Genomic DNA, 23,806 nt, shown 5'->3' on the forward strand with positions numbered 1-23,806 from the left:
AGGTTAATTAAAATAATAAAAACATTAATTTTTTGGAATAGGTTATCTCATGAAAATATTGATAAAATGGATGCTATCACTACTATTTACCTTAAGTGTATTACCTAATGCACAAGCCTACGACGATGAAAAAAAAATACCAAGCGCCATAGAGGGATCCTTAATTAGTGGCTGGGCCAATTCGGCGGTAATTTTTGAGGCTTTAGATAAAGGTTATGATTTAGAAGCCATAGGGTTCCCGCTGACAAGCAAAGCCACTGGGCCATCTGAGACACGATTAATTAACAAATCTGAAACTCACCAAATAGCGATCGTTTTTGATAATAAAGCTTTTAGTGCCCAAAGTGGTTTTTCACATCAGCGGCTTGATCAAATTAATGAACAGACTTTTTTTATTCAAGGCAGTTACCGAGTACTACAACAAGAAAATTTTGCCTTACTTGTTACTGCAAAAATAGAGTCTTTAAGTGATCACTCAATCTACCAGTTTTACAGTAATGACTTTGTTTCAAGCGAAGTATCTTCCAGAGATATTAATGGCGCAAAATCCTATGCTAGGTTTGGTATTCTAGGTCAATATTCAATAAACAATAACTGGTATGTGAGCGGAGGGTTAACATCAACAGCCCATGAAGATTCTACGAACAATTTACCTATTTATACTATTCAAAAAGAACAAGTAGCGATATTTGGCACCACCTACACTTTTTAATCTTCGGTCGCTATAAAACCAATAGAATGACGTCATCACAGAAGGGGGGGGCTAAAAAATCAATAGTATTTCGTCATCACCAAAGGGTCACTAAAAAATCAATAGAATGTCGTCATCACAAAAGGGGGGGGCTAAAAAATCAATAAAATGTCGTCATCAAAAAGAGTCACTGTAAGATCAATAAAAAAGCGCTATCATAAAATGATAGCGCTTTTTTTTTCGTACTATTTAATGTGACTTTAGCTGGCTAGAATAAGCTTTCATCAATATCAAACAAGGTATCACAACCAGCTTTTATCGACGCGGCCAAGGACAAACGACGTGGTAACAAACGTGCGAAGTAGTAGCGCGCTGTTTTTATTTTACTTTCATAAAATTCATCACTTGAACTTTCTTTAGCCAAAGCTGATTCAGCCATTTTAGCCCAAACAAATGCCATTGCTGTGTAACCAAATACATGAAGGTAATCGTTAGCTGATGTTCCTAACTCTTCAATATTCCCTTGCGCAGCTTTAAGGATATGCTGAGTTAATTCAGCTAAATCAATATTGGCATCTTTTAAAGGTTGAATAAATTCTTGCATGTTATCGGCAGAGGTTTGTTCAATGTAAGTGTTCACTTCATTGATAAAAGTCTGCATTAACTCGCCCTTACTAGCGGCTACTTTTCTTGCTAATAAGTCCATCGCTTGAATGCCATTAGTGCCTTCGTATATTTGTGCGATACGAACATCACGAACCAGCTGCTCTTGTCCCCATTCACGGATATAACCATGACCACCTAAGACTTGTTGACCTGCAACGGTATTATCAAGACCTAAATCGGTAAAAAAGGCTTTCGCTAAAGGAGTCATTAGAGCGGATAAACTCTCACCCTTAGTTTTTAATTCGCCTTCGCCATAGGTTGCCATATCCAGTGTCATTGAAATGTACGTAGACAATGCGCGTGAACCTTCAGTTAATGCCTTCATGTTAAGTAACATACGACGTACGTCACCATGAACAATGATAGGATCAGCGGCTTTCTCTGGATATTTAGCGCCTGACAATGAACGACCTTGTAAGCGTTCTTTTGCATATTCTAAAGCATTCTGGTAAGAACGTTCTGCCGCACCAATACCTTGAATACCAACACCAATACGTTCAAAATTCATCATAGTGAACATGCAGGCTAAGCCTTTATTCTCTTCGCCAACTAAGTAACCTTTTGAGCTATCAAAATTCATGACACAAGTTGCTGAAGCGTGAATACCCATTTTATGTTCAATAGAACCACAGCTCACATTATTAAAATCACCTAATGATTCATCGTCATTGACTTGATATTTAGGGACTAAAAATAGTGAAATGCCACGAGGGCCAGCTGGTGCACCGGGTAATTTCGCCAATACTAAATGGACAATATTTTCAGTGATATCGTGTTCGCCAGCAGTAATAAATATTTTTGTACCACTAATAGCAAAGCTGCCATCGTCTTCAGGAACAGCTTTAGTGTAAATCAATCCTAAATCAGTACCAGAATGAGGTTCAGTTAAACACATGGTTGCCATCCAATCGCCTGCATACAGACGTGTTAAATAGCGCTCTTTCAATTCATCTGTCGCATGCTTAGCAATCGACAAGCCAGCACCCGCTGTTAGCCCTGGATATAATGAAAAGGCGATATCTGCTGAACAGAGCATTTCTTCGTGCAATGCCGTGATCACTTTAGGCATCCCCATACCACCAAAGTCAGGTTCGCCACCTAAGCTTGTCCAACCACCATCAGCGTAAGTTTTAAACGCTTCTTTATAACCTGGAGCAGTTGTTACCTTACCTTCATTGAAACTTACGCCAATTTCATCACCTTGACGTGAAAGCGGTGCAATTTCTTGCTCAGCAATTTTGGCACATTCTTGTAAGATGGCTTGCGCGGTCTCGCGATCGACATGCTCTGATAAGGTAGGCATTGACTGCCACATTGCTTCCATTGAAAAAACATCATATAACAAAAAATTCATATCTTTTAATGGTGCTTGATAATCAGCCACGGTATTCCCCTAATATTGTTAAATGTTACGACAAATAACATTGTAATTTAACTTTTGAAACAATCATTTCAAACATGTGTTTGAATATAGCAAAATCTGCTTAAAAGTAAAGCATCAACGATAAATATTAAGTCATCTTTTGTCGATTGGTATGAAAAGTAAAAATGCGTTAATGTTAGCATAGGTAATATCTTTGCTAGTGGTTTGAATATCTTTGATGACTTCTCCTATGTTAACTAAATTTTTATGTATAACGCTTTGCGGTTTAATTCCCTCTTTGGCCTTAGCCGAGCAACTCGCTTTTTCGAAAATAGAAAAAGGAGATAATTACCAATTTAATTATCAATGGCTTGATTATCAGGGTGAAACACAAAGCCTACAATTTTTACTGGCTAAAAAATCAATATTCGATCGTTTTAGAAACTTCAAAGTATTTAAAGCTGATATGGCAAAATATTCAATTAATAATGCCCTACAAAAGAAGTTACGTGCAGAACCCATCCGCGGGGTAATGATTGATTTTAATAAAAATTCCACAAATGATGAAATTGTCATAAAAGGGCGAAACAACCAAACAATCAATGCCGCTTACACTAGAGTTTATAAGTTAAAGCAAACGTTAAGTGATCAATATTTAGCAGATAATTACTATCATCAATTTATAACTCATGATCAAATTAACGCGGTAAAACCAAACCATGGACGATTTGCAAATATCGCCAGCATTGATTTAAAGCCGGTTAAGCCTATTATTCTTACGAAGTTTTCAATAAAAAACATTCGAAAAGTTACCGACTATGTTTTAGGATTTATACAAACTATTCCCTATGCAACTTTAGAGTCAAGAGTAACTGCCTCTGGAGCAGGTTTTAATCCGCCATTAAAGTTATTATGGGAAAACCAAGGTGATTGCGACAGTAAAGTCACATTAACAGCGGCAATTTTACGTAGCCTAATGCCACGTATAAAAATGATTTTAGTCTTTATTGATAATCACGCTTTACTCGGTATTCAAGTACCTGTGCAAGCAAATGATCAAACAGTTGTTATTGATGGCATATCGTATGTGCTAGCAGAGCCAACAGGGCCTAGGCTTTTACCTTTAGGAGAAATAGCTCCCGCTTCAGAGTTGGCGGTAGGTAACGGACATTACACAGCAGAGCGGTTCCATAAAAAGGTAAAGCGAGCATTAAAAACTGACCTTAAGAATACGACTGTGGCGGGTAAAGAACCATAACACTAAGTCGTGGTTAATGTGAATAACGATGAGTAATTGCAACTAATTAAGTACCTCTAAAATACTCGAAAGTAGTAATTCAGCACTGATAGGTTTTGCCATATGCTTGTTCATACCCGCTGCTAAGCTTCTCTGCTTGTCTTCTTCACGGGCGTGCGCCGTCATCGCTATAATGGGTAAGCGATGAAATTCTTTTTGTTGGCGTATTTGTCTAGTCGCTGTTAAACCATCCATGATCGGCATTTGAATATCCATAAGTACCACATCAATATTGTGCTGTTTATCGGTCAATATTTCCAACGCTTCTTTACCATGACCCGCAATAATGACATTGGCTTGCATTGTTTTTAATAGCTCTTTTGCCACCAACTGATTAACTAAATTATCCTCAACCAATAAAACATTAATACCTTTTAAATTATCAACGTCTTGCGACAGGCTTTGCAAAGGAATCGATTCGTCAATGGCTCTTTCAGCCGCAAGCTCTCTAGCTGTTATGACCGAAAATAGTTTACTGATAAAACTTCGATAAAGTGGTTTTTCTAGCAAGATATAAGAAAGTTTTAATGCCTCAATACGTTCAATGATTTCACTGGATATTCCTTTAGCCATTGGATGACTTATTGCTAATAAAATCTGGTTATTAAGACAGCTTTGATATATTTTTTCTGGATGTTCATTAATGCTTTGTTCGTCAATAATCAGCGCTACATTTTCATTGTTCTTATATTTGTCGAGTTCCGATAGCGCCGTGATATTAACATGGCTTATTTGAGAGCCCGCTAAATGATCTATTAACGATTCAGATAATACGTGAGAATAACTGCACAAGGTCAATGCTGATTTTTTGCTTAAGGCCTTATTTTCAGCAAGGTTAAAAGGTAAAACAAAAGTAAAACTGGTGCCTTTACCTAAGTCACTTTTCAAGGAAATGTCACCCGATAAAAGATTGATAATTTGCTGACAAATAGATAAGCCTAATCCTGAACCGCCATACTCGCGGGTCATCGATTCATCTGCTTGACGAAACGCTTCAAATAAGTGACCTTGTTTTTCTTTAGCTATACCTATGCCGGTATCAGCAACGATAAAGCGTACTAATACCGGTGAGTCATCAAAGGTGGTGCCTACAGCATCATTGCCCGTATTCACTTTTTCAACTGTCAGTGAAATTTCACCTTGGTGGGTGAACTTCATCGCATTATTGAGTAAGTTTGTTAGTACTTGCACCAATCTCAAATCATCAGTTAAGACAATATCTGGCACATCAACAGCAATATTTATCTTTAGAGATAATTGTTTCTCACTGATCATACTGATATTAAGTTTGACGGCTTGATCGACTATTTTATCAATACTAGCAGGCATTTTTATAACAGACATATTGCCCGATTCTATTTTAGCTAAATCAAGCACTTCATCAACCAAATGTAAAAGAGACACAGATGCACCTTCAGCATTTAATATATGTTGCTGCTGCTCATTCGTTAAACGTGTTCTGGCTAACAAAAATAGCATGCCTTTAATCGCATTAATTGGCGTGCGTATTTCATGGCTCATATTAGCTAAAAATTGACTTTTTGCTTGGTTAGCATATTCAGCTTGGTTTTTTGCTTGTTCCAAAGCGACATTCGCCGAATACTGCGCGGTCACATCACGTACTAAATTGATAGTGCCAACAATTTCAGCGGTTTGACTATATAACTGGTTACTAAAAACCTCGTAAGTATTAGCTGGTGTTTCAACAACCTGTGCTAACCCTTGTTCTGTTGATCGTGTTAATGACGCTTTAGACATAGCGACTAATGATTGACCTAATTCGACACTGACCACTTCATTACTACACTTACCAATGAGATCTAATGAGCCTGCTTGAACAAAGTTTTCAAACGCTTTGTTATACCCCATTATGTTGCCATCTAAGTCGTTAAAAATGATGTAATCAGGAATAGCATCCATCACTGAACGCAGCAAAGCATAGTCACGTTGGTGTTGTTCACTTTTAAGGCGTAACGCTTGGGTTTTTTGGTTAACACGCGTATCAAGAATCACATTTTGATCTTTCATTTGTTGCAATAAGGTACGATTTTGTCCAAAAATATCTTCAACAATTTTAAACCAATATGACCAGTCTGCTGGAGGTTTTACTTTACCTGGATCACCATGCGAGCAATGCTCAATATGATTAATAAATTCTTTAGTCGGTTTCATAAAGGTTTTGCGCGTTACGATATAGATGATACTCATAAAGGCAAATAGCCCTAAAAAAAACAAAACCAACATCAAGATAAATCGATTAAAAATAGAGGCGGTAAATTCTTGATAAGGTTGGTACTTAAGAAGAACCCAACCATTAATAGGTAGTTGATATTTTTGAATGAGCCAAGTGCCCTCTTTGTAACTGTCGGGTAATTGATTAATGCGTTGATAGGAATAGCTTGCTAATTGCTTTGGTGCAATATCTTGCCAAGTCAGCTTGGTTGATAAGGCTTGATTATCAGCCGTTTTGTGGATGAGAACATTGTTTTTTTCATCAAGCAGTACTAACGCTTGATTAGGTTTACTAATATCAGGTAAACCGTCACTCAAACTTGATAAACTAAAATCCATTAGTACCGCGCCAGCGAGTGACCGATTACGATAGACGGCTGTGCCTAACGAAGCACTCAAGCCTTTACCTGCTGAATCTAAATAAGGTGGTGACCAAAAGAAATTGTCGTCGCCAGGCAACAGCGTTTTAATGCTATTGATATTGTCATTATTTAAGTTACGCTCTGAGAACCGCCAACTATCACGCCCTATCCAAGGATAAAGGCTAACGAATTGATTTAAAGAAATGTAATAAAACCAATTAGATTCTTTAATTGAATTTTTGGCAATAATAAATGCTGGTGTTAACGCATTTGCCATTGCCAACTCTTGCTTTTGTAACTCATCAAAATCAGCAACCTGACCGATACCCGTTATACTTCCTCGGTAATTTTTTCGATGAGCAAAAGAATCTCGACTATTTTTCTTTAAATAGAATTCATTACCATCTTGTTCAAGTGGGGGAGTTGTAGCAAGTAACTCTTCGGGGAAAGAAAGATGATAATTAGCAAACTTTTTAATGCCAGCAATACTTTTTAACCCCAAAATCAAGGTATTTTCTAACTGCTTAGCACGTGTAGTTAAGGTGCGAAGTTCTCTTGCTTGGTAAGACTCTAACTCAATAAAATACCGGTAAGACGCTATCGACATAGCAATCAATGTTATTACAATAAATACAGCCAAAACAGAACGATTGTAACGACTAAACACCTGTTCTTTAGATGACTTATCAAACACTGTTGCAACCTTATATTTATTCAGATAATTTTAATTTATAACAATTAATACATCTTACTTAAAATAGTCTTTGATAACTAGTCACACGGCTAAGTCGGTCAATTATCAAAAACTAAAGGCTCAAAATGAGCCTTTTAATATCCCCTATAAATCAGCTGAACCTATAAGTTTTCCTCGGCAAAAGAAGCTAATCGACTTCTCACTACACCATTTAGATTAATAGTTGAGCTACCTGAGAAGTCTTTAAAACGTTCAACAATATAGGTTAGCCCTGACGTAACCGCCGTTAAATAATTACTATCAATTTGAGCAAGATTACCAGACACCCTATTATAAAAGTGTAACCAACACCCTGTTATTTACAGTACACAAAAAATATGTCACCATGCATTCAAATAAGAGAATAATATAATGACTCCTGATAATGTTAAACTTACTTACACTCCATTCAATCTTGGTTCTCAACCATACCTTAATCAAGATAATGACTGTGATGAAAAAGATAATAAAGTAAGAAGTTATTTCTACCAACATGACACTGTTGATCCTAAATTTCCATTACTAGTTTGTAAAACAAGAATAAGAGAATGTTTAGAAATGAACTTATTTCTTATCCACAGACGTCTTGGGATCTACGCTATAAAACCAAACCCCAAAGTAGATAATGAGAGTCCAGCATTTTCGCAAGCTTATTACGCTAACTTAGCAGGTAAAGCTTTAGATCCAAAATCTGTTGAGCCTATTGCTAAAGACTTACAAGCATTTTTAAAATGGTTAGTAATAGAAAATAAATCATATGAAGAAGTTATTGCAGCCCCATTTCCGAGTGACAGCGTAAAAGAAGAAGTAAAATCATTACCTATCTGGCAATACCAGAATTATCTCTATAACAGGGTTGAAAGCAACAGCTTAAGTTATAACGTTGCGGATAGGAGGTTGTCAACAGTTCGTCACTTTTATCTATGGTCTTATAAAAAAAGTGTTATTTCTTCTTTGCCATTTTCAATGGTATATAAATCGATTAAGGTGCCCAAAAAAAATGGCGAATATGATCTATTCTCACTACCTCATTCCGCTACGAGAATTCACAAGGGAGTTCAAAACTGGGTAAGCAACCTTGGCATACCTAAGACAAGTATTCAGCCCGATGCAACTCCAAATCAGCTTCAGCCATACTCACCTTCAGAGTTAGCCTGTATATTAACAACAGATGTATCAAAGCATAGAACCTATGGTTTGTTTTTGAAATGTGCATATCTTGGCGGCTTTAGATCGGCTGAGGTGATAAAAATTAATTATTCCGCTATTTGTGATCCCAAAGAGGATAATTTCTCTAAGTTCTATTATATATACACCAAAAGGAAGGGAGCTAAAAATGAGAATATACTCATTAGCCCTAACCTGATGAACATGCTCTACCAATATACATTAGACCCATCTTGGTCAACACGTAGATTAAAATTTGAGTCAAAATATGGCATAAATAATCCTAACGCACCACTTCCACTATTTATCAATAGTTCAGGTGAAAGGTTAGCTGATACAGCTCCATCTTCAACTATTGGCTATATGCGACTTGAACAGAGAAATAAAGGTAAATATGTAATTGAACGGGACTACCATGATCTTAGGGCCACCTTTGGTACATATTTAGCGATGGCAATGATTTCAAATGGTGAATCTGAACAGCGTGTAAAGTCAGTTTTACTGAAACTATTTAGCCATGAGAGCTTTTCAACATCTGAAGAATACTTAGATTTTGCAAAAACGATGCTAGATGAAAGTGAACATGGGGCGATGCACCATTGGGTCAAAGACATGTATTCAAGTGTCGATGAATTATTAGCTGCATTACCAGATGAAGCTAAAAAAGAAGAGGTAGAGTAATATGCCTGCCACGCCTAAATTTCATGAAAAGTTCATCAAGTTTTCACCTACTTTATCGGAACAACTTTTATCATTACGAAAGAAAGCAAAGGCTCCCAAGCCAGTTAACTTCTTCATATCAACTTATAAATCAGTACACCGGCAAAGTACATGCTTATTCGAACATTTAGAAGCTATTACTAGCAGAATGAACAGTATTGATCTTAAGCAGTTTCAGCTTTTAGGGTTTGATGCATTTAAGGATAGAGAGTTCTGGCAACGCTTCGAGCGTTGGGGAGTAATTTCTCGTAAAGTTGATGAGTTAATTCTTAAATCTAATGCAAAAGTACATATTGCTTTATTTGGATTGCTCAAACAACATTTCGATAATGAATTATTAATAGCACCTTATGAGATACTGATACCGAATAGTATAAGTAAAATAAAGAATACGTATGATTTCTCGACTATTTATTCTTTTCCTCAAACCATTACAAATGAAATTAAATCTTTCATCGAAAAAGTTCTTCAACAAAAGAGTAGTGAAAGATCGAATCAAGATGCAGATACGATACTTAAAAACATTTCAGGGTTTCTATATTGCCTAGAGCGTAGCCTAAATACTGAAGAGATTAGCTGCGCAGTAACAAATGGCATTAGTCTTGATGGCATTTTAAAGTCTGGTACTTATTGTTCAACTATTAAATATAATATCAAGGAAAAAATAAAAGTTAAGCAGTTTGAACATATGCTTCGTTACCACTCCCCCGAAGTTCATGGAACAAGGAGGACAACTCTTTTACGCAATATGGAAGAGGCATTGGAATTTATTGAGTCACTCTCAGCAACTTTAAAAAAACAGATAGAATCATTTTTAACAGCAAATAAAAATGATACAAAAAAGCATTTTCGTTCTCGAATAATGCGTTTTATTAGGCTTTTTTATTTACTAAAAGATAACTTGGACAATAGCCAACTAACAGAGTTGAAAGATAATGGCATAAAAAGTTTTTTATTGAACAATGCTGAAGTTTGGAAGATCTATCTATCCTTAGTAAAAAATGAAGCTAGAAGTCAAACTCAAATTTATGAATTAAGATCTCAAGTAAACCTTCTACTCAATCATGTATTAGGCCGAAGTGTTAATTTAAATGAATATATAATTTATATGTTCAGTTACCCCCATAATTCAGTTCATGGTGAATTCCAATTTCAATCTCAGAAATATATTCATGACAATTACCCAGCTCTGTTTGAGGACTTAAAGGTATTACACTCATTGGAATTGGAACGAGTAGATGCATTTAAACGCCAAGTAATTACAGTAAAAAATAACTTTACTGCTTTTTTAATTGCTATAGAAAGCAATGACGACTGTTTATCAGCAAATCAAAAGGAGTTATTGGCTACGAATGGCCTAGAAGGCATGGTCAAAAATAATAACAATATACATAAGGCTTTGCGGCAGCATATTCAACACAAATGTAAAATGTCTGAATTAGATTTAGATTACGGAAAAATACAGCAAAATGCTATTAATCAGTTACTAGATAAAGTGGGACTAGCACAAACTATATCTTATCCCGTTTCACAAATGAAACGTAGACACCATGTAGAGAAGAGATCCTCTAATAATTTTTACTCAATCAAAGAAGCTGTGCAGCTTGCATTTCATATTGAAAAAACACTCCTTCTCAATAAAAATCTGAGCCACTATCAAGCATTGGCACTAAAAATAGGCAGAATACTCTTAAAAACAGCTTGGAATATGACCCCAACATTTGAGTTAACTACGGAAGATATCTTTTATTTTGACTCTCCTTTAGGTGGAAAAAAAACACCTGCGGTAAGGTTATTTAAAAGACGAGCAAATTATTCAACTCAATGGTATAGATATGGTCTGCAAGCTGAAAACATTGAGGACGAAGGTATTGAAATGGGAGAAAAGGTTCGACCCGTTATCCAAGACTTAATAGACATCCGTGACAATGATAGCAAGCCATTTAGAGATTCGTTACCTGATGACCATCCTCAAAAACACAGAATAATGCTATATCAATCCTCCAAATATGATAAGCCTAAAACAGTTGATCAATCTGTTTTTGCTACGTTAAATGAGCTATTAGTGGGGCAAGGGTGTGAAGTCAGCTTCAGTACTCAACGTATTAGAAAAGGTGGGTTGAATTATATTTACAGGAAAGTTTCAAGTGACTTTAAGAAATATAAGAAAGCGGGGCAACACTCATTTGAAGTGTTTCTCAATTATTATTTGAAAAACGAATCGGAAAAATCAAAAAAGACTCTTTCAAATGCGATAAACATTATGGGTGATTATTTTCATGGACGAGAGCTATCTGAAGACATAATTATTCTTACTGACGTTCCAAGTAATAGCCGCCAAACACCAAATGGTAGCTGCATAGCAGGACAGAGCAGTGAAGCTGCGAAACAATATGATTCGAGTAATTATAAACTTCACAAAGATAACGATACAAACACGACACTTTGCGCTGACTTTAATGCCTGTCTTTGGTGCCCTTTCTTTAGATTAGTAGCTGATGATGATCATGTATGGCGATTGTTGTCATATAAAGTAGTTGTAATTGATAAGATGAAGGCTGCTATTGTCGATCAAGAGTTAGCTTTAGAGCAGAAAACATATATTACAGCATTGTCTGAAAGGGTTGATATGATTTTAAAAAATGTAGCAAAAATCACACCCTCTGCCCCTTCTGATGGACGCATTCTACTGAAAAAATATGGGATTCACCCAGATTGGGATCTTGTCTTAGGTAACGAGGAGTTCACATTATGAACATACATGAGTTGATTTCTTCAGTTTCTGATCCTTTACCATCTTCTGAATTACGTATTCGCACATTCAACAATGTAACTAGAAGACTTGATGATATTCGAGATTCAGTGCTATGGCATACAAAGTCCATAAATAAAAAACACTTTAAAAAAGTTTATTTTAAGGATGGTACTTGGTATGCCCAAAATAATAAACAAACGAATATAGTAACATTGGACCAGAACAATGAGTTCTCTTTCCAAATTAAAGCTTACGCCTTGCTGAAACTATTTAGCGGAAATGTAGAAGGTGGAATAGGTTTAAAAGCCTCTACTGTTGCTGGACACACTCTCATTTTAAATACTTTGGCAAACTTCCTGGCAAAGAAAAAATTCACCTCTTTTCATCAGTTTTGTAAATCACCACAAATTATTATTAGCAACACACTAAATGAATACCTATTCAAAGAGCTGAAAGCACAAGAACATTTACCTAAAAGAGAATATTCCACCATTTTTGATGAAACAAACTCATATGGGCTTTTAGATAAAAATGTTTGTGATATTTTTCATGGCCAGCTTACTGCAATTCAAGATAGTTTTCATAAAATCACAAAGAAAACACTGTCTCATCCAGTCATACCAACAAGGATTTTGAAAAAAATAATTAAACGAGCAAGAAAAAAAATTAAAGCCGTTGAAGATAAATTAGATGACTGGGTTGATTTAAACGATAAACTACTGGAAAGACTTGAAATAAGGCATAGCTATACTAAGACAGTTAGTGACGGTGCCACTATTATTCGAAATGCACTAAACAACGTTGATACTAATGATGATTTTGATAGCAAGTTTGATTGTTTCAAAGATCTTAAAATATCAGTCTTAATCTATATATTAGCATTCACTGGCATGAGAATAGATGAAGCACTTTCATGTAAACTAGGCTGCGCATTTGAAAAAGATGGAAATTTTTATGTTCAATCAATCATGTCTAAAACTGATAGCAGTACTATTACTTTGGATTGGGTTGCCAATGAAGATACTTATAATGCTGTAAAGCTTTTAGAAAGATTTGTTCTGAACATGAGAAAGCGTGGAGAATGTCTCCTTGACTTTTATTCTCAAACTGTAAAAGAAGATAACTTGCATAATATAGAATTTGGTTTAGCGGAGAAAAAACTATTTGGCGTTGCACATTCAATGAAAAGCATTAGTTTCTCTAATGATGGGAGGTTTGCAAGTTTTGATGATACAAGCGGCACCCCACATGAAATGCTAAATATATCCATTGAAGATTGTGATATTGAACAGTTAGAGCGACTAGAGTGTAATTTTAAAAATAATAAAGGAAAAGATAGAGGAATAGCATATTCTGTTGGCGATAAAATAAGAATCTCGGCTCACATGTTTCGGCATACTTTTGCATGGTTTATTATTGCGAACCGCCTAGGTGAGCTAGATGACATAAAATATCAATTTAATCATTTATCGACATGCATGAGTATGGTTTATGCCAATAGAGGTATCGGCTCTGTTGACGAAATACTCGACTTAATCTCATATCACGAAGAAATACTAACAAAAAAAGTAGCCTCTGAAATCGCTCAGGAAGGGGTTAATGGCACCCTTGGAGGAGGTGGAGGTGAACGATTCAATAAAATAGCCAGTGATCTAATCATAGGTATAACCAATTCTGATATGGAAGATTCGAATAGGATCAACCAGATCCACTTTAAGGACATGAACCAATATGTTTTATTTCTTCAAAAGAACTTAAAAAACATTAAAGGATTACCCCACGGTTACTGTACTGGTGGAGACGCTTGCAAAATTAAAAATGCTGGCTTGCCTAGTGGTTGTGTCTATTGCCCAAGCTATACTGTTGTAGAAAAACAAATGGTGCATTGGAGAGCTATGAAAAAAGGCGCATCTGATAAATTGAAAAAATATAATAGTATGACAATTGAAGTCAAACAGCGTTATGAACTATTAGCAATTAATTGGCAAGACACTATTGATGCTGCAAACCAAATTATTAAAAATTTCGATAAAAACAACAAAAATAATAACCAAGAGGCCGCTGTTAATGTCTGAAGAAATGCCTGCTAATGAAAAATTACAAAACGCGTTAGCTAGGATGATTGATGATCCTAGCCGTAAAATTAATAATAACTCAGTAGCTAAAGAGGCAGGTGTTAGCAACTCAATTATATATAAAAAATCTAACACTTACGTGGCTTTAAAAAATGCAATTAAAAAAGCGGAAGAAGATAGAAATAAAGAATTTTACGTCCAAAAATTAGAGGAGGAAGTAAGAAAACTAACTAGGCAGTTAAAGAATGCTAAGGAAAAAATTAAAAGCCAAAGTGAAGAGTCTACTCCTGATGTAGATGAAAGTATGTGGATTAACCGACTAACTGAAATGTATCGTATATCAGACAATTTAATGACGGAAAATAAATCACTTAAAAACAGACTTATAGAACTAGATCCTGATTCAGTTCTAGACAGCGAACATATTGATTTAGTAACAGGTGAAGTTATTAAAATCGACTTTAATAAATAAAAAACAAGATCTTTTATTTCTACCCCATTTCACAATTACTCACTCCGCATAATAGGTCGAAATACTAAACTTCGTTATCACTACTACGATAACCTTCAATATATCCAAAGATAACTTATATTAGATTAAATACTCTATGGCGCTTTCGCCCCCGAAGTGAGACAGAGAGGAACCTAGCCAACGTTAGAAGTTCTTGCTGAAAGGCTTGTATATTGCATTTTATTTCAAGATAATTAAAGACTAGATGTACTAGAGTAACTAAACATAGGGTGATTTCTTTAACGATACAATAGTGAGAAGTCTTAGTTAACGAATTTACCATAGAGTTTATTTCGTATTGGCCGTTTAACTTAATAAATAACTCCGCTAGCTTTCATTTTTTTGATTTTGCTAAAAGGAATATAATCGGGTATTAACTCAAAATAATTATTGTTATTTAAATCTTCGTATTTAATGCGATTTACTACTGAATGTTTTCATTGATAGAAAACCCTTCCATAAACTATAGCCACATTATTACCAGTAACACTTACCACTTTAGCTAATCTATATTTTTGTTTACTTTCTAAATTATCACCGAGTAATCTCATGTCTAAAAAATAAATATCATTAATTTGCGGTGTTAAAATTAGAATCGAAGCTTCAATTTGTTGCGCATTATGAAAAGCATATTTTTCATATCCAAAATAAGCAATCACAAATAAACAAGCCAATAACACAAGTTTATTTAACGTGATTGATAACTTTGGCTTTAGATATTCTGATTCAAAAGCATCTGGCACTTTAATTAATCCTTTTAAAGTTAAAAATATCAGCTCGGGCTGTTAAGGGGAAAATTGTAGTTGGCTAAAATTTCGAGGAACGAGCGCTAGCCAACTATATTTTCCCGATTGAGCGATTGTTATAAACTAATCGCTCTAGAGTAATAAACCTGAATTTACCTCAATGAAATAACTATTCATCACGTAAGATAAGTGAAGGTCTATTACTGGCAGTTTTAAAGGCAAGGCTCGCTACGGTTAACCATGTAATCACCGTAATAAAAGCAGCACCAATTAAGTACACCCAAACTGTTTGTTCGATACGCTCATTAAAGTTAGCTAGCCAATCGCCTATCAGCCAATAACTCAGTGGATAGGCAATAACAATACTTATAACGACCAATATGAGGAATTCTTTGGCGAGTAAATTTACAATACTTAAACGTGACGAGCCGAGTACTTTACGAATAGCCACTTCTTTTTGACGGCGAAGAGTAGCAAACGACGCTAAACCGAAAGTGCCTAAAGAGCTGAGGAAAATGGCCAACAAGCTAAAAAGAGTGACCATTTTTAATGCCCTGTGTTCGTTTTTATGGGCGTTGGCGTAATCATCAGCAAGTGTGGTTATTTTTACGTCATTTAAATGTAATTCTTGGCGTATTAGCTGACGAACTTGACTGCGTAGCTTAGCCATATTGGCATTGCTCGCCTTAATTATGATATGTCCTGTGCTAAGGGGGCCGTAAAACCCCAAGTTAAAGGATATTGGCAAAGCTTGTTGCCGAGCCGAGCCAATTTTAACATTTTCGATAACGCCAACCACTTTAGCGGTAAGTTTAGATTCTGTGTCCATCAATGTCAGGCCAATAACTGACTCTGGCGATGGATAACCGGCTAATTCCACCATGCGACGACTGACTAATACTCCTACAGTGCTATTATTATCATCAACCTGGTACCAGTCACCACTGAACTGAGGCGAAAAATCACGACCGGCAAGCAGTGTAAGTCCTAAGGTTTCAACCGCATAATAACCTGTGGCTACGGTAGGTTGAGGGCCAGTTAATGTTTCCCCATTTGGCCAACTTAAATATAAGCCACCTTTAATATCATTGGTTAAGTCGAGACTAGAAAGAGTTACTTGCTCAACCCCTGGGAAATTTCTAATCGCAGTCAATAAGCTGTTATTTTTTTGTGTGTATAAGGCATCAGAAGGTAGCTCTTTTATCACCAAACGTGATGATTTTTCATAACCAACGGCTAGGCTGTCAATCAAATTAATCTGCTGAGATAAAGAAATCGCGGCAATAATTAAACCGACAGATAAAACGCCCTGTAAACACAAGGTTAGTTTTCTAACAAAAACAGCCGTAGCTCCGCGCACAAAATCACCACTAAGCACACGTTTAGCGCTAAAAGAAGCCATAAATAGCGCTGGATATAAACCTGACAACAAACCCACGGCTAAAATCACAATACTGGTTATTAACAGAAACTCAGAGCCATAAACCAAACTAAGTTCCCTATCGATCATTTGATTAAACGCGGGTAAACTTATTTCCACCATGGCAAAGGCCATTAATGCTGCGAGTGCCACTACCAAAAAAGATTCAGTTAGAAACTGGCCCAATAATTGCCATTTGCTTGCTCCCAAGGCCTTACGAACACCCACTTCTTTAGCACGTTTAGCCGATTGGGCAATATTGAGGTTGATAAAATTGATACTAGCAATCACGATCAACATAACACTCAAAGCAATGCAAATTTGCAATACTGTCGATGATCCACCTTCTTTCATCACAAATGGTCCATTGCTTTTTAAGTGCAAATCTTCCATGTTTATTAAGGTCATGGTTATCGTGCGATTTCCCTCTTGGCCCCATGATTTGTGTAACTTAGTGGTCAATTGTTGCTCAAAACTTGCTATGTCGGTATTAGCTAAAAGCTTGTAATAAGCATAACCTTGCCCCTCTTGAATAAACTTAGCTGGCATGTGAATCAAACTATCAAACTGAACATGGCTATTCTGTGCTAAATCCTTAAAAATAGCTCCGATAGTGTATTGGCCTTGCTGATGTTTTAAGGTGCGACCTACCACTAGAGACTCGCCAAACAAGCGCAATGCTTCTGATTCACTTAATACCAATTGATTCGGTTGTGTTAAGGCCTGCGTGATATCACCGGCGATAATATCTAAGGCAATAAAGTCGAGAATATTAGTGCTTGCGCTATAAAAATTTTTCAGCCGATAATCATTGCCATCCACTTGTACTAGTTTACTCCCTCCTAGATTAAGTCGGCTGAGATCCTCCGACTTTACTAATCTAAATATATCTTCTACCTGACTATGGTTTTTAAATGTTTCGGCATTACTATAACTACTCTGTGAAATTGCCTGTAATCCTATCGAGCTCCAATCAGTATGCGCAAGGTAAACACGTTCACTATCTGGCTGATGTTTGTCATAAGACAATTCATGCTGGGCAAATAATGCCATCAAAATAGCCGCAGCTAATCCGATACTAAAACCGGCAACATTAAGAAAAAAATGTTGTTTGTCTTTTTTAATAGCGCGTAACGCAGTAACAAAATAATTAACGATCATGTTAAGCAACCTTTGATGGCAACAAAATCACTTTCGTTAATAGTTAAGTTGGTGTTACACAATGCACGTAACTCCAGACTTTTAGTGAGTAAAGTACGGCTTAAATTTGGTAGTATGATCATAATAATCCTTTGAAATTCTTGTAAATCTAACGTTGCAAAAAGTGAAGGTTTCTATTTACTCATCACGCAAAATAAGTGAAGGTCTAGTGCTTGCCACTTTAAAGGCGAGGCTAGCCACGGTTAACCAAGTCAGCATTGCTATACAGAGGGCGGAAATTATGTATATCCAAGGCGCTTGTTCGATACGTTCATTAAAATTAGCCAACCAGTCACCTACCAGCCAATGAGTTAATGGAAAAGCGATAAAAATTCCAATGACGACTAGGATCAAAAACTCTTTTGTTAGTAGGTTTACTATGCTCAAGCGTGATGCACCTAGTACCTTCCGCATGGCTACTTCTTTTTGACGGCGTAGCGTTGCGAATGAAGCTAAACCAAACGTACCTAACATAGTTAGAAATATAACCAAAGAGGCAAAAATAGAAACCACTTTAGATACTCTCTCGTCACCTCGAAATACGGCCTTGTAGTTATCTGCTAGTAAGTTTATTTTTGGATCGAATATATTGGCATGTTCGGCCAATAACTCAACTATCTGCTGTTGGATATAGAATACGTTTTGTGTATCTATGGTCATTATGACCTCAGTATCACCACCAATAGGATAGCCACATAAGAACATTAACTTTGCCCCTTGTTGCCCATTGCCAACGATTACATTAGCAACCACTCCTACTACACGTATATTTGCAGGGTATTGTGGATTTGAACTTGTGATGGTTTTACCTATGATATCTGCGACATTATTAAAACCTGCTTGTTTCGCAATACTTTCCGTTATGATAGCGCCAATATCTCTATTGAATGGTTCAGGAACTACAGCATCCCAATCGCTGGCAAACTCAGGGCTAAAATCACGCCCAGCTAATAATGTTAGCCCAAGCCCATCTACTATATTAAAACCCGCTCCAGTAACGGGTATGAACCCCTCTGCTTTTTCACCATTAGGCCAAGTGGCTTTGATAATATTTATTGTTGATTTGGTTATTTGAGAACCTAAAACGGTTAACTGCCCAACCCCTTTAATATCATTTAGTTTATCTAACAGTGACGTTGTATCTTTTGCATAGACTAATTCCGTCGGCAACGCAGAAATCACTAATCGCTGCTTTGTTTCGTATCCCAGAGGTAGGTTTTGTAAGTGAGTTAATTGTTGACTCATGGTGATAGTAGTTATGATCAAAGCAATAGAGATAGCTGCTTGTAATACTAGTAAAAATTTACGTACTATAGTCGCTGTATTACCATGTTGTAAATCGCCACTTAACACTCGTTTTGCACTAAAGGAAGAGATAAAAAATGCTGGATATAAACCTGCAAAAATCCCCACTAATATAGAGACCACGACAATCACCAAACCGAAACGTGAAGTATAATCAACGACCAACTCACGGTCTATCAGCGTATTAAAACTAGGTAAACTAACTTCGACTAACGTACATGCAATGATAGTTGCTAATAGCGAGATGAGTACTGATTCAGACAAAAACTGAATCACTAGCTGAGCTTTACTCGCTCCTAATGCTTTACGCACCCCAACTTCTTTCGCTCGTTTAGTAGACTGTGCTACGCTGATATTAATAAAGTTAAAACTCGCTATTAATACTAATAATGCACTTAAGCCAATACAAATCATCACATCTTGCTTTTCTCCACCTCTTTTAAACTCAGCCATAGACTTTGCTGCTAGGTGTATATCAAGTAAGGGCATTAAACCTAAAGAAGACTTACCTTTAAATCGATCAGTGATCGCCTGCTCAGTTAACACTTTTGCATAGTCGTTGGGGTCTGATTGTTCTGCAAGTTTTACGTAAACATAACTATTATTATTTATAGCTGCTTGGTCATGTTTTACATATACTAGATTCTTAAACGCAAAGTGAGTGTTCTCTGGTAAGTCTGCAAACACAGCACGTACAATGTATTGTCCTTTAACATGATGTAATGCTTTTCCAATGATATCGGTACTACCAAAAATACGCACCGCTTCAGACTCGTTCAATGCCAAACTGTCGGGTGTACTCAAGGCATTCTTAAGATCTCCAGCTAAGGTTTTCATATCAATAAAGCGTTCAATATTTGGGGTGGCACCTAACATAGCGCCTAACTTATAACCTTGTCCTTGGTAATTAACAGCGGTAATGACTTTTTCACTAGATTCAACCGAAGTTAAGGCAAAGATATCTTCTACTTGACTATAATTCTTACTTGTTGCCGCAGCTTTAACATAATTAGAGAAGGGTAATACTTCAATACCTATTGCAGTTAAATCTTGTTGAATACGAAAAACCCGCTCTGCATCCGGCTGCTGGCTATCGTACGACAATTCATTTTGGGCAAATAATGCCACCAGTATCGCGGCGGCCAACCCTATACTGAGTCCTATTAAATTAAGGGCGAAATGCTGTTTATGTTGTTTAAAAGAGCGTAACGCAGTAACAAAATAATTTACTATCATGTTATGCAACTTCTAATGGTCTAAATAAAGGTAAAGCGCCTATCGTGGCAACAATGCTACCTTGACTAATCGCTAAGTTGTTATTACGCAATGCACCTGTTTCTAGACTTTTAGTGCGACAAATATTGTTTAGAAGAGTGAGTTCAATCATGTAAATCCTTTTAAATTATTGTAATTGAGCTGTCGGGCTTAACAGCAGGTAATGCACAGTCTTACTCACTGCGTAGTACATTAACGGGTTTACTATTTGCTGTTCGATAAGCCACAATAAAAATGGTTAGCTGAGTTACGACCAGTACAACAAATGCAGCAACAAAATAAACCCCGAGTGATTGCGTGATCCTTACATTAAAATGACTCAGCCAGTTATCAATCAAAAAGTAACTTATTGGAAAGGCAATCGCGACAGCTATAAAGACTAAAAGCATTGATTCTTTGCCCAATAAAGCAACAATACTGCGACTTGAGGCGCCTATTACTTTTCTAATGGCGACTTCTTTACTGCGCAGTTGGGCATTAAATACCGCTAAACCAAACATGCCAATACAGGTTAAAAATATTGCTAAATAACAGAAAATTCTAACCATATTCACTAAGCGGGTATCTTCTACATAAAGTTTACTGTAATTGCCTGAAACCGTTTGTATTTCTACCGGTGCCATATCTAATTTTCTCTCGAGTAAAGAGGCAATATCATTACGTACTTTTGAAGTTATCACTTCATTAGTTTTAATCACTAAGGAGTAACTTCCTCCAATAGGTAAACCACATACAAAGACCACTGGTGCGCCGGTATGTCTTACTGAACCGACTTTTACGTCTTTTATTACACCAACTATTCTACCTGATACGTTACTTGCAGGGCCTGCAGAAAATATCCAAGTTTTACCTATCGCCTCGTCGGCACTTGCGAATCCGGTAAGTTTCAATGTAGATTCTGGAATAATAATGGCTACGGTTGCGCTTTGGGCATTAAACCAATCGGCTTTAAATTCGGTGGAAAAATCCCGTCCTGCGATTAGTTGTAATCCTAATGCAGCTACTGCATCAAAACCGACCCCGCCATAAGCCATACTGGTCTTTACAGTGTCAATACCTGGAACAGATTCTAAGAAAAATCCTGCGTTACTTCTGTCTGTTAAATAAAAATCAGAGGGCGTAACTGCAGCAACGCCAGGTAATTTTTGCAAAGCCTGATATAGTGTTAAATCATTTATGTTATATAACTGCTCACTCGGCGCATCAACCACCACCAAACGTTGTGACTTTTCATAATTAACTGGTAAGTTATTTAATAACGCTAATTGCTGCGTTAAGCTCAGCACACTGATGATTAAGGTGAGAGAAAGCGCACACTGGCACACCATAAGTGACTTACGTACTCTGGTGGCAGTTTTTCCACGTTTAAAATCACCACTTAACACACGTTTAGCATTGAATGATGAGATAAATAGCGCCGGATATAAACCTGATAATAGGCCAATAAAAAGCGAACCTATGATAAGGGGTACTAAAAACGGTGACCAGCCATTGATCGATATTTGCCGGTCGACTAGTTGATTAAAACTTGGTAATGCCAACTCAACTAAAGCACAAGCAATTAAGGTGGCAAATACAACCAGCACAACAGACTCAGTCAGAAATTGCACGATCAGTTGAGATTTATTTACCCCTAACACTTTACGTACACCAACTTCTTTCGCGCGTGATCCTGCTTGCGCTATGCTCATATTGATATAGTTAAAAGAAGAGATCAGTAACAATAGCAGGCTCAACATAATACTGATTGATAGGTTTTTTTCTGATCCGCCCACTCTCATATCATTGTTGAAATTAGCCCCTAAATGAATAGCAGTTAACGGCTGCAAGTAATAGTAGTTATCACGCCATTGCCAAATATCGGCAATTAACGCAGTAATGCTTTCAGCTACTTTGTTAACATCAGTCTTATTAAGTCGCACATAGCTGTGAACGATATTCCCTTTGATGTTGTTATAGGGGGTGAAAGAGGTTAACGATGAAAAATGAAAGTGACTATCAGCCCTTAAATCTTTAAAAACAGCTCCAACAGTGAGACGTTGATGCGACTTAGCTCTTAATAACGTTTGCCCTACTATATTTATGTCACCAAATAAACGCTTAGCTTCACTCACCGTTAAAGCAATATGATCCGGTTTTTGTAAACTCTGTTGTAAATCACCTGAAATGACATCTAAGGTGATAAAATCAACAATATTTTCTGTAACAGCATAATTTGCGGTTAATTGATTAAAGTTTTCCGATATTTTTATTTTGTCATCAGCAAACATCTTGGTTTGCATTAAATAAAGAACATCTTCAACTCCCGCTAGTTGCTTTATTTTCTCATATGCTTTTGGGGTGCTTAACAGGTACTCGTTACCGCTTTGGTTATCGTGAAATACCATACGATAAGTATTTTCGGCATTTGGTTGAAAATGGTCATAACTACTTTCATTTATGGCGTATAGCGCAACTAAAATAGAAGCAGCTAAACCAACACTCAGACCAAAAACATTAAGCATTAAATGTAATTTTTGTCGTTTAAATGTCCGTAAGGCGGTTAAAAAATATTGGCTAAGCATACTGTGCCGCCGGTGCCAGCTGATTGGCTTTATCTAACATGATTTGACCATCAAGTAAGCGCACTAATCTATCGGCATAATTTCCCTCTTTTTCTGAGTGAGTTACCATAATAACTGTGGTGCCTTCTTTATTTAGTTCACGTAACATCGCCATGACTTCATCACCATTTTTTGAATCTAGATTACCCGTTGGCTCATCGGCTAGAATCAGTTTTGGGTTGATAACTAAAGCACGAGCAACGGCGACACGCTGTTGTTGCCCACCAGAAAGCTGTTGCGGTAAATGATCAGCTCTATGGTCAATACCAACGCGTTTTAAAATTGCTTCAACACGCTGCTTACGCTCACCTTTACTAATTTTTTGATACTGTAGTGGCAGTTCAACGTTTTCATAAACGGTGAGTTCGTCAATTAAGTTAAAGCTTTGGAAAATAAATCCGATAGAGGCTTTACGTAATTGTGCCAATTGTTTTTCGTTGTAACCTGCAATACTACATCCGGCAAATTCAAAGCTACCGCTGGTGGGAGAGTCGAGCATACCTAAAATAGATAACAAGGTAGATTTCCCACAACCAGAAGGACCCATAATGGCAACGAATTCTCCCTCATTTACGCTTAAATCAATATTGTGTAGCGCAGTTGTTTCTAAATCTAAAGTACGGAAAATACGGCTTAACTTGTTTATTTTAATCATTATTGTTATTCCTTTAATATCGTGTTTTTC

Annotated in this window: 15 protein-coding genes and 1 pseudogene; 6 read left to right on the top strand and 10 right to left on the bottom strand. The window is 36.6% G+C overall.

Features of this window, described 5'->3' with window-relative positions; all coding sequences use genetic code 11:
- The first annotated feature begins 49 nt into the window (after nt 1–49).
- A complete protein-coding gene (locus H4J67_RS14475; RefSeq protein WP_182169259.1) occupies nt 50–712 on the top strand; it encodes a hypothetical protein in 663 nt (220 codons plus the stop codon).
- A gap of 247 nt (nt 713–959) precedes the next feature.
- Here the strand turns inward: H4J67_RS14475 and H4J67_RS14480 are convergent, their stop codons facing one another.
- Nucleotides 960–2,741, bottom strand: coding sequence for an acyl-CoA dehydrogenase C-terminal domain-containing protein (locus H4J67_RS14480; protein WP_182169257.1), 1,782 nt, complete (start codon nt 2,739–2,741; stop codon nt 960–962).
- Between the two features lie 229 nt (nt 2,742–2,970).
- Here H4J67_RS14480 and H4J67_RS14485 point away from each other — a divergent pair, with 229 nt between their 5' ends.
- Nucleotides 2,971–3,978 (top strand): hypothetical protein, encoded by a 1,008-nt coding sequence (locus H4J67_RS14485; RefSeq protein WP_182169255.1) that lies wholly within the window; start codon nt 2,971–2,973, stop codon nt 3,976–3,978.
- A gap of 42 nt (nt 3,979–4,020) precedes the next feature.
- On the opposite strand, the gene H4J67_RS21075 is transcribed toward H4J67_RS14485, so the two are convergent.
- Nucleotides 4,021–7,305: an ATP-binding protein gene (locus H4J67_RS21075; RefSeq protein ID WP_182204108.1), complete on the bottom strand. Its 3,285-nt coding sequence runs from the start codon at nt 7,303–7,305 to the stop codon at nt 4,021–4,023.
- 161 nt (nt 7,306–7,466) lie between these two features.
- A pseudogene (locus H4J67_RS14495) lies at nt 7,467–7,628 on the bottom strand (PhoH family protein); the annotation flags it as partial.
- An 88-nt stretch (nt 7,629–7,716) separates the two neighbouring features.
- On the opposite strand from H4J67_RS14495, the gene H4J67_RS14500 reads away from it, so the two are divergent.
- From H4J67_RS14500 to H4J67_RS14515, 4 genes are read left to right on the top strand one after another with little or no spacing between them, the layout of a single operon-like run.
- Nucleotides 7,717–9,192, top strand: coding sequence for a site-specific integrase (locus H4J67_RS14500; RefSeq protein WP_182204110.1), 1,476 nt, complete (start codon nt 7,717–7,719; stop codon nt 9,190–9,192).
- Nucleotide 9,193: 1 nt separating this feature from the next.
- Nucleotides 9,194–11,986, top strand: coding sequence for a hypothetical protein (locus H4J67_RS14505; RefSeq protein WP_182204112.1), 2,793 nt, complete (start codon nt 9,194–9,196; stop codon nt 11,984–11,986).
- Entirely contained in the window at nt 11,983–14,061 is a 2,079-nt protein-coding gene (locus tag H4J67_RS14510; RefSeq protein WP_182204113.1) for a hypothetical protein, read from the top strand. The genes H4J67_RS14505 and H4J67_RS14510 overlap by 4 nt, the downstream gene beginning before the upstream one ends.
- Nucleotides 14,054–14,533, top strand: a complete 480-nt coding sequence (locus H4J67_RS14515) for a hypothetical protein (RefSeq protein ID WP_182204115.1) — start codon at nt 14,054–14,056, stop codon at nt 14,531–14,533. The genes H4J67_RS14510 and H4J67_RS14515 overlap by 8 nt, the downstream gene beginning before the upstream one ends.
- A gap of 476 nt (nt 14,534–15,009) precedes the next feature.
- Here H4J67_RS14515 and H4J67_RS14520 read toward each other — a convergent pair whose 3' ends face one another.
- The 7 genes from H4J67_RS14520 to H4J67_RS14545 all read right to left on the bottom strand — a co-directional run bounded on the left by H4J67_RS14520 (nt 15,010) and on the right by H4J67_RS14545 (nt 23,776).
- Entirely contained in the window at nt 15,010–15,315 is a 306-nt protein-coding gene (locus tag H4J67_RS14520; RefSeq protein ID WP_182204117.1) for a hypothetical protein, read from the bottom strand.
- A 172-nt stretch (nt 15,316–15,487) separates the two neighbouring features.
- Nucleotides 15,488–17,899, bottom strand: a complete 2,412-nt coding sequence (locus H4J67_RS14525; protein WP_182204119.1) for an ABC transporter permease — start codon at nt 17,897–17,899, stop codon at nt 15,488–15,490.
- Nucleotides 17,896–18,021, bottom strand: coding sequence for a hypothetical protein (locus tag H4J67_RS20765; RefSeq protein WP_259368620.1), 126 nt, complete (start codon nt 18,019–18,021; stop codon nt 17,896–17,898). Before H4J67_RS20765 ends, H4J67_RS14525 begins: the two co-directional genes overlap by 4 nt.
- A gap of 55 nt (nt 18,022–18,076) precedes the next feature.
- Entirely contained in the window at nt 18,077–20,479 is a 2,403-nt protein-coding gene (locus tag H4J67_RS14530) for an ABC transporter permease (protein WP_182204120.1), read from the bottom strand.
- A gap of 1 nt (nt 20,480) precedes the next feature.
- Complete coding sequence (locus H4J67_RS14535) at nt 20,481–20,630, bottom strand: hypothetical protein (RefSeq protein WP_182204121.1); 150 nt, start codon at nt 20,628–20,630, stop codon at nt 20,481–20,483.
- A gap of 61 nt (nt 20,631–20,691) precedes the next feature.
- Nucleotides 20,692–23,082, bottom strand: coding sequence for an ABC transporter permease (locus tag H4J67_RS14540; protein WP_182204122.1), 2,391 nt, complete (start codon nt 23,080–23,082; stop codon nt 20,692–20,694).
- Complete coding sequence (locus H4J67_RS14545) at nt 23,075–23,776, bottom strand: ABC transporter ATP-binding protein (RefSeq protein ID WP_182204123.1); 702 nt, start codon at nt 23,774–23,776, stop codon at nt 23,075–23,077. Before H4J67_RS14545 ends, H4J67_RS14540 begins: the two co-directional genes overlap by 8 nt.
- Between the last annotated feature and the right edge of the window lie 30 nt (nt 23,777–23,806).

Origin of the sequence: Colwellia sp. BRX10-4 (assembly GCF_014077465.1) — a bacterium.
Taxonomy (GTDB): domain Bacteria; phylum Pseudomonadota; class Gammaproteobacteria; order Enterobacterales; family Alteromonadaceae; genus Colwellia_A.